The organism is Microcoleus sp. Pol11C3, assembly GCF_036701485.1.
GTDB lineage: Bacteria > Cyanobacteriota > Cyanobacteriia > Cyanobacteriales > Microcoleaceae > Microcoleus.
Genome location: NZ_JAUBQW010000198.1, coordinates 1 through 8,037, shown reverse-complemented (window position 1 = coordinate 8,037; position 8,037 = coordinate 1). Strand labels below are relative to the sequence as shown.

The 8,037-nt window shown below is 44.6% G+C and carries 6 protein-coding genes and 1 pseudogene; 3 read left to right on the top strand and 4 right to left on the bottom strand.

The features are described from left to right. The first annotated feature begins 854 nt into the window (after window positions 1-854). Window positions 855-2,150 (top strand): NB-ARC domain-containing protein, encoded by a 1,296-nt coding sequence (locus QUA40_RS26575; protein WP_333131432.1) that lies wholly within the window; start codon window positions 855-857, stop codon window positions 2,148-2,150. A 72-nt stretch (window positions 2,151-2,222) separates the two neighbouring features. On the opposite strand, the pseudogene QUA40_RS26570 reads toward QUA40_RS26575, so the two are convergent. From QUA40_RS26570 to QUA40_RS26560, 3 genes and pseudogenes are all read right to left on the bottom strand, one after another. Continuing rightward, window positions 2,223-2,977: pseudogene (locus tag QUA40_RS26570) on the bottom strand (IS1 family transposase). 76 nt (window positions 2,978-3,053) lie between these two features. After that, window positions 3,054-3,521 carry an isoprenylcysteine carboxylmethyltransferase family protein gene (locus QUA40_RS26565; RefSeq protein ID WP_333131430.1) on the bottom strand — a complete coding sequence of 156 codons (468 nt, stop codon included), beginning with the start codon at window positions 3,519-3,521 and terminating at the stop codon, window positions 3,054-3,056. Window positions 3,522-3,704: 183 nt separating this feature from the next. Next, on the bottom strand, window positions 3,705-4,649 hold the full coding sequence (locus QUA40_RS26560; protein ID WP_333131434.1) for an aldo/keto reductase: 945 nt from the start codon (window positions 4,647-4,649) through the stop codon (window positions 3,705-3,707). Window positions 4,650-4,799: 150 nt separating this feature from the next. Between QUA40_RS26560 and QUA40_RS26555 the strand changes: the two genes are divergently transcribed. Then, window positions 4,800-6,233 (top strand): BCD family MFS transporter, encoded by a 1,434-nt coding sequence (locus tag QUA40_RS26555; RefSeq protein WP_333131428.1) that lies wholly within the window; start codon window positions 4,800-4,802, stop codon window positions 6,231-6,233. A gap of 67 nt (window positions 6,234-6,300) precedes the next feature. Further along, window positions 6,301-7,134, top strand: coding sequence for an inositol monophosphatase family protein (locus QUA40_RS26550; RefSeq protein WP_333131426.1), 834 nt, complete (start codon window positions 6,301-6,303; stop codon window positions 7,132-7,134). A 426-nt stretch (window positions 7,135-7,560) separates the two neighbouring features. Here QUA40_RS26550 and QUA40_RS26545 read toward each other — a convergent pair. Then, the coding region (locus QUA40_RS26545; RefSeq protein WP_333131425.1) for a PIN domain-containing protein at window positions 7,561-8,037 on the bottom strand (477 nt) is incomplete at its 5' end.

Sequence of the window (8,037 nt, the reverse complement as noted above, 5' to 3'; positions counted from 1 at the left end):
TAAAATCAGAATTCTTTCTCTGACATTTGCATTTTCTTCCTCTTTTAAAGCTTTCTGTAGTTTCTCTATTTGTTTGGAATGGAGATGGTTTTTTGCTGGCATTTTTGTATTGCTTGAATAAGCTAAGTTTTTATTATACCCTATTTAAAGGCACAACAGCTTATCTTGTGGCATTTGTCTTCTCCTTTGCTATTTGCTAATAAAAAAATGGTTCTAATTCTTTTAGATGAAGTATGAAAAACATATTCATCAGGTGATTGTGTAACCAGATATTTTTGCTTGAATTCCTAATTAATAACGCACCCCCGATCGCCCTGGCGGTGAGAAAAAGTGACAAGCTTTTGTAAACTTACGTAAATTCACTCGCTCGATTTGAGTGAGATTTGAGATTGTGGAATTGACCTGGGGGGGTGACAAGCAACTTGAAAGCTTAGCAATACAAGGGTTTAAGCCGATTAATCTCAAAAAAGATAGCGGTTGGCGATCACTAATTTTTCGGGTGTTGACAACGAAAAAAGAAGCTTTTGGGCGATAGCCATAATCGTTATTTTCAATAAACCTGTCAATAGGCTGCGATCTTTTTTAGGTTAATGAGTCTCAAAGCTTTATCTATCATGGGTTTCAGAGAGGTTGTCACCCCCCCAGGGAATTGACCTCATCCCAAATCCGGTTTAAATATCCCTCTTATTTCTCAGTCCGCGAAGGCGGACTTTGTTCGTATAGACGCGGTTTCAACCGCCGAGTATAAAATGGACTACCTTGCGGTTAATTCAATAAATTTGTTTTCTATCCTGAAAGATAACCCCCACTCAGAATAATCGGTAAATATACTGAACAAATCACAATGACAAACAATGACAGCACAAGAGGCGATCGCCCTAATCGAGCATCTGTTACAATCCGCAAACAAAAAGCATAAACTCAATGACATTCAATCCCTCGTCCTTCTGGAAACTTGGCAAGGACATTCTTATCAAGAGATAGCAGATCGCTTACTTTACGAATACGATTATATTAAACAAGTCGGTTCGCATTTGTGGCGAAATCTATCTCAAATCCTCGGTGAAAAAGTCTCAAAGCAAAATCTTCAAGCAGTCTTGCGCCGCTACCAGCATAGCAGCGCACCAAATAACTGCATCCAAGATTGGGGAGAAGCGATCGATGTTTCCCAATTTTACAACCGCCAACAGGAACTGGAAACTTTAGAAACTTGGATTAGTGGCAACTCTACCCGTTCCATCGGTATTTTTGGAATTGGCGGTATCGGTAAAACTTCTCTGTCTGTCAAACTCGCTCAGCAAATTCAATCTCAATTTGAATTTGTGATTTGGCGGAGTTTGCAGCAAGCACCGCGATTAGATGTTATCCTCAGCAACATTTTACCAATTTTAACTGGTTCATCAGCCGCCAAAAATAACTCTATTCACGCTCTAATGGAACAGTTGCGGCAAAAACGCTGTTTGTTAATTTTCGACAATCTGGAGTCGATTCTGCAAGCCGGAAATCGCAGCGGACAATATCAACCAGGCTATGAAGATTACGGACTGTTATTGGGGCGCATTGCTGACGAATCCCACCAAAGTTGTCTGATTTTAACCGGACGAGAACAACCGGGCGGATTTGCCGTGCGATCGGGCGAAAATTTGCCCGTGCGATTGCTCAAACTCTTCGGAGTGTCACCGCCTGTATGCCAGCAAATCCTCGCCGATAAAGGATTAAAGGCAACGCTATTGCAGTGTCAAGTTCTTGTCAACTATTTTGGCGGCAATCCTCTCGCGATCAAAATTGCTGCAACCACGATTAAAAATATTTTTTGCGGTGACATTCACGCATTTTTAGCGCAAGGAAATACTGTTTTTAGCGATTTGTGGGATTTGCTCGATCGCCAGTTCGATCGCCTGTCTCCCCTGCAACAACAAATCATGTATTGGATCGCAATTAACCAAGAAGGGCTAACTCCTGCAAAGTTACAAGCAGAAATTTTGCCCAAAGTTTCTGGACGGCAACTGATGGAAGCGTTGGAGTCGCTGTCAGAGCGATCGCTCATCGAATATCGGCGATCGGGCAACAAGACTGCATCAACAACTTTAATGCTACAGCCTGCGATCTTCGAGTATATCATAGAACGCTTGATTCAAACCGCAATCTAAAACTGTTAATAAATTCCGGGAATTAGTTTTTTGACTCCCTGGCGATATTCTGAATAGGCGGGGGTAGTGCTTTTATGTAAAGGATGGAGAAAATTGAGGCGGTTGAGTCTTCAGCATTGCTAATCGGATTTGGTAATTGTAGTCATGAATAAAATTCCAAATAGCACCCTTATGATTCTCCAACTTCTTAGAAAACGATAATGTCTTCCTAACTAATCGCGAAATTCGCTGCCTGAGAGTATTATTTAATCGTTCAATGTAGCTCGTCAATCCGCTTTCTTTCCCCACAGGCTGATGCCGTTTAGCCGGTAAAACCGCAGCATATGCCTCCCAATGATCGGTATAAATCTTGGCACATTGGCGATAGACACTCGGTAGGGAATCCCATAATGCAATAGCCGACTTTAAGGAACGGTCTCCAATATGACATCCGATCACTTCCCGAGTCTTGGCATCCATCGCTAACCAAACCCATTGTTTATTCCCTTTGTTGTCTACAAAAGACCATAGCTCATCCATTTTGACGGTATGTTTTCCGACTTCTTTTGGGATAACTGTAGCCTTGGGTTCTACGGCAGTGTACAAGTGGTTTACATAATTTTGAAGCCAGCTCTTGGAAACACCCATGACTCGGGCAATGCCAGCAAGAGAAATCCGCTCAAGGAGAAGCAACTCAATTTTTGCGCCCGGTGTCGGCGTCTTTGGGTTGCCACTTAGGATTTTCGACTTTCCTGGCGACCACAGTCACGACATTTATGGTTTTGTTTTCCGCGACGAGTCATTCCATTTTTGATCACATCGTCAGAACCACAAGTGGGACAAATCAGATAGGGTTTCATCATGAGACTCCTCAAAAGATTGGCATAGAGCTATTATCCTCTATCCTTTACATAAAAGCACTACCTAGGCGGGATATTTTTCACTCAACCAGGTTTCTTCGCGATTGGCTTTGATGTCAAAAAATATCAATAAAATTGATGTGGCTATTAAGTGCGATAAGCTCATTTGAAAAATTGTCCAGCCGAGGGCTGCTAAAATTAAGCCGCTGTATAATGGATGGCGCACTATTCCGTAAATGCCTGTTTGGATTAATTCTCCGTTTTCTATGGGATAGGGTAAAGGTGTGAGGTTTTTTCCTAAGTCTATCAATCCTTTGATGATTAAAATTAATGCGCCTAAGCCGAGAATACTTGCTACAATCCAGGTAAGAGCAAGTAATTGAGTTGATTCAATTTTTAATCCGGGCAGTTGATAAACTGGTAAGATTACAAATCCTGTGAGCAATGCTCCTTGCAGTAAAACTAAATATTCGCCACGGCTGTTGTTGCGCCAGCCTTCGCGGGTGAAACCCCAATCAGTTAAGATTTTCATAGTAAGAGGAAGAAGGAAGAAGGAAGAAGGAAGAAGGAAGAGGGAATAAGGGAGAGGGGATAGGGGAGAAGGAAGAGGTGAGAAGAAAGTGAACTGTAGGTTGGGTAGAGTGAAGTAAAACCCAACCTACGGCGAACAGCGAACAGCGAACAGTCAACAGTCAACAGTCAACAATTAACAAATTTATTCTTGCCAAGGACGTGTCATTAATTCTAATTGATTGACTTCATCTTGGCTTAAAGTCCAGCCTAAAGCGCCTGCGTTTTCTTGGGCTTGTTTTGCGGTTTTGGCGCCGGGAATGGGGATGACTCCGTTTTGGCATATCAACCAGTTTAGGGCAACTTGGGCCGGAGTTCGATCGCGCTTTCTGCCCATTTTTCGCAGGGTAGACATGACTAATTCAATTTTTTCGAGGCCAGTTTTGCTGAAGCGGGAGTCCATTTTGCGAGCTCCTGTAGGTTGTTCTTGGGCTGTGTATTTGTCGGTGAGCAATCCTTGGGCTAAGGGGCTGTAAGCTAAAATTGTGACGCCCAATTCGCGGGCTGCACTCACAATCCCTTGTTTTTCTACTTGCCGCGACAGCAACGAGTACCGGACTTGATTTGTTGCTAGGGGAACGCCTCTGGCCGCTAATGTTTTGTGGGCTTCGCGCATCTGTTCTACTGAATAGTTGCTGACTCCTACTGCTTGAATTCTGCCTTGTTTTACTTCATCGGCTAAGGCGTTCATCAGGGTTTCTTGACTTAGTAAAAAACTGAAGGGCCAGTGCACTTGGTAGAGTGTTATTTGTTCTACTTGCAAGCGTTTTAAGCTGGCACTCAAGGCGTTGGAAACTGATTTTTCTGTAATCCGCCAAGGTAGGGGGCCGAATTTGGTGGCGATTTGCACGGGTTGGGTGGTTTTTTTGAGAAACTGCCCCAGTAATTCTTCTGACAAGCCGTTACCGTAGACTTCGGCTGTGTCGAAAAAGTTGACTCCGCTGTCTAGGGATGTTTTGAATGCTGCTTCGACTTCGGCGGCGCCGTAGTTGCTGCCGTAGTTCCAAAATAGTTTGTCGCCCCAAGCCCAAGTTCCGACGCACAGGGGAATGACGGCTGGGCCATTTTGTCCTAGGGTAATGGTTGTCACGGTTGGTAAATCCACAGTTATTGATTCTCTTTATTTTTATATGAATTTATACGAATAATCGCGATCGAGCTTCTAGCCTCGGGAGGAAACGCGGCTGGTGGCGATATCTCAGTTACTATAAATGCAAATGCTGTGTTTATTTGAATAGTTATGTTGATCGACCCTTTGCCAGATTCAAGATTAACAGATTCCGCGATTCCTGCCCAAAAGAGAGTTACCCTGCTGACTATGTTCCGGTTGGGTTTGTTTCAGATGGGATTGGGCATGATGTCGATTTTGACGCTGGGGGTGCTCAATCGCGTCATGATTAAAGAGTTGGCGATTCCGGCTACTGTGGTGGCGGGTACGCTGGCTATGCACCAGTTTGTCGCACCGGCTAGGGTGTGGTTCGGGCAAATGTCTGATGCAAAGCCTTTGTTTGGCCATCACCGCACGGGTTATGTGTGGGTAGGAAGCGTTTTGTTTGTGATTTCTGCTTTTTTGGCGGTGCAGGTGATGTGGGGCTTGGGCAGCAGTTTGGAGGCTGTGGGGTGGACTACTCCTACTTACGGTTGGGTGGGTTTGTTGGGTTTGATTTTTGCGCTTTACGGTATTGCTATTTGTTCGAGTTCGACTCCTTTTGCTGCTTTGTTGGTGGATGTTTCTGATGAGGAGGATCGATCGAAGTTGGTGGGTGTGGTGTGGTCGATGCTGATGGTTGGTATTATTATCGGGGCGATTGTTAGCAGCGGTTTGCTGAAGCAAATTGATGGGGATGTGCCGCGGGAAGTTTTGCAGGCTTCGATTAACGGTTTGTTTGTGAAGGTGCCGGCGCTTGTTTTATTTTTGGTGGGAATTGCGACTTTTGGGGTTGAGAAAAAGTATTCGCGGTACGGGGCACGATCGAGCGCAGTCAATCGAGAAGATAAAATTACTCTGGCAAGTGCGCTGCGGATTTTGACTGCTAGTCGCCAAACCGGTTTATTTTTTACTTTCCTGCTGATTATGACAATTTGCTTGTTTATGCAGGATGCGGTTTTGGAACCTTACGGCGGGGAAATTTTTAAGATGCCGATTTCGGAAACTACTCGCTTGAATGCTATTTACGGTACTGGTACTCTGATCGGTTTGAGCGCAACTGGTTTTTTAATTGTGCCGCGCATCGGCAAGCAAAATACGATTATATTGGGCTGTTTGTCGGTTGCTGCTTGTTTGGGCTTGATTATTTTATCGGGGTTTACTGGTAATCCAATTGTGTTTAAGTCGGCTTTAATGTTGTTTGGTTTTGCTTCGGGAATTACGACGACGGGTGCGCTGAGTTTGATGTTGGATTTGACTGCTGCGGAAACTGCTGGGACTTTTATTGGTGCTTGGGGTTTGTCGCAGGCGATGGCGCGGGGTGTGGCGACGGTTAGCGGCGGTGCTATTTTGGATTTGGGCAGAAGTTTGTTTGGGGTGCCGATGTTGGCTTACGGGTTGGTGTTTGCTGTGCCGGCGGTGGGTATGGTTCTGGCTGTTTGGTTGTTGGGTAGGGTGGATGTTGGGGAGTTTCAGGATAATGCTAAAAGTGCGATCGCCACTATTCTTGAAAATGAATTAGACTAAGGTTTAGTCATTAGTTGTTACTCATTAGTTGTTACTCATTAGTCATTAATTGTTAGTTGTTAGTCAAATGAAAGATTTTTGGGATTCTATTTTAACGTTTTCTCAGACTACTGTCCAGACAGTCGGTCAGCAGTTTTTGAAAGATTTCGGTTCTGCACAAGCAGATGAGAAGGATGATGGAAGTTTGGTTACGCAGTCTGACAATTGGGCGGATGCGGAGATTAGAAATGCGATCGCATCTACTTTTCCCAGTCACGGGATTTTGAGCGAGGAAGGAGAACACGTTTTCCCAGATACGGAATGGTGTTGGGTTGTCGATCCTTTGGATGCTACGACTAATTTTGCTCGGGGAATTCCGATTTGGGGGATTTCTTTGGGTTTATTGTATCGCGGAACTCCGGTTTTTGGCTGCGTGCATTTGCCGCCTGTGAATCAATCTTTTCACGGTTTTTATGCAGGGGATTTGGCTGGCGACCACGTATTGGCAAATATGCCTCAAGGTGCGTTTTTGAACAATCAGCCGATTTGTCCGACTGCTGATAAGATGAGCGGAAATCATATTTTTAATTTGTGTTCCCGGAGTGTGGGAATCGGGCCTCATCTTCCGAGTAAAATTCGGATGTTGGGCATGGCTAGTTACAATTTTTTGACTGTGGCTTCGGGTGTCGCTATGGGAGGGGTGGAAGCGACTCCGAAAATTTGGGATATTGCGGGGAGTTGGGTAATTGTGAAGGCTGCTGGTGCGGTTTGGTTGCCGCTGGAATCCCAGGGGATTTTTCCGCTGGAAGTGGGGAAGAATTACGGCAGGATTTCTTATCCGACTTTGGTGATGAATCGGCAGGAGTTGGTGTCGGTATTTTTGCCGTTTGTGGAGGCTTGGAAGAAGAAAAAAATGGGGTAATTTAGGTGAAGCGAAGCTATGCCGTAGGAAATCGAACAATTATTAAATAAAACTGCAGGGCAGGCGTGACGGAGGAGTCTCCCACGCCTGCCGTGCTGTTTAGAAGAAATATACCGACCGATGACCGATGGTTCAAGTATGCCTACTCTTGTCGATTGCTGCCAATCTGCGATCGGGTGGTTTTGTTTTAAGTCGATCGGGTGATGCGGTGTTGGTACAATGTGTGGTAAGTTTTCTAGGAGCTATTATCTCTCCGGAATAAAATTATACCCGTTTTCAAGTAGAGGCACAAGGGTAAATAGATTTACTGCGGTGTGGGAAAAAGTAGATCAGTGGTATGTTGGCTATGCCGAAAAGTTAGCCTGGGGGAAGATACAAGAATAAACCTGGGAATAAATTCGGACAAGTCGCCGATGTGCGATCGCACTAATCTCGATAGCACAATTCTCGCATCCGATTTGCTGACAGCGGCAGTCCCAATTCTACCAGTGTTTGTAAATACTCGTCAGGCGTTTTTGGCGGATTTTTGAGCCGGATTCTTTGTTTCTCGGCTGCTTTGCATACTGTTTGCCAGTTGAAGTTGAGCAAGCGCAGGATAAACAGATCTGGGTGCAGCGGTTCAATATTATATTGTCTGAGTTTGTCAGCAGGAAAATCTCTGAGATTAAAAGTAACGATAAAATCCGCGCGAGAATGAATTGCTCCTGCTAGAACATGGCGATCGCCCGGATCTGGAAGTTCCAACTCTGGTATAATTGGCTCGTAGCCAGTCACCACACAATTTTTAATGCTTGCATTCATCAGATTTTTGGTTCTGGCAAGCTGTTCTATAGCATTTCTTACAAAGGTGAGGTACAATAACAGCAGTGAGTAAACCAATTCCAAATATTTGCTGATGTAACT

Coding starts and splice junctions, on each gene's coding strand:
- QUA40_RS26565 (WP_333131430.1), bottom strand. CDS start 3,521: ATGAAAATCTTAACTGATTGGGGTTTCACCCGCGAAGGCTGGCGCAAC.
- QUA40_RS26575 (WP_333131432.1), top strand. CDS start 855: ATGACAGCACAAGAGGCGATCGCCCTAATCGAGCATCTGTTACAATCC.
- QUA40_RS26555 (WP_333131428.1), top strand. CDS start 4,800: ATGTTGATCGACCCTTTGCCAGATTCAAGATTAACAGATTCCGCGATT.
- QUA40_RS26550 (WP_333131426.1), top strand. CDS start 6,301: ATGAAAGATTTTTGGGATTCTATTTTAACGTTTTCTCAGACTACTGTC.